This is a genomic window from Stenotrophomonas sp. A3_2, from assembly GCF_036624925.1.
GTDB classification, from domain to species: domain Bacteria; phylum Pseudomonadota; class Gammaproteobacteria; order Xanthomonadales; family Xanthomonadaceae; genus Stenotrophomonas; species Stenotrophomonas hibiscicola.
This window is the reverse complement of record NZ_JAZKVY010000108.1, coordinates 1-304: the sequence shown is the minus strand read 5'-3', so window position 1 is coordinate 304 and position 304 is coordinate 1. Positions and strand designations below refer to the sequence as shown.

The window sequence follows — 304 nt, the reverse complement described above, 5'->3', positions numbered from 1 at the left end:
GCGCTCGCCGGTCTGTCCGTCTATGGCAGCACCGGCACGTCCGCGCTGTTCGCACCGGCGACCGACTTCGTGCCGAGCCTGACCGGCGGCGCGCCCTATGCCTCCATCGTGCATATGTACGAAGGCGGCGTGCAGTACGCCGCGCCGAAGCTCTTCGGCCGCATCGATTACTTCTATCAGAAGGTCGATCGCGATTTCGGCTTCTACTCCGGCCAGGGCAATCAGACCGGCTACACGGTCTTCTCGAACCTCGGCCAGCGCGAGTTCAAGGGCTTCGAGGCCCAGGGGCAGTGGCAGGTCACGC

At 65.5% G+C, this 304-nt stretch carries 1 protein-coding gene; it reads left to right on the top strand.

The genetic code is table 11. The features are described from left to right. On the top strand, nucleotides 1–304 hold a 304-nt coding region (locus tag R5H29_RS02295), incomplete at both ends, for a hypothetical protein (protein ID WP_332328673.1).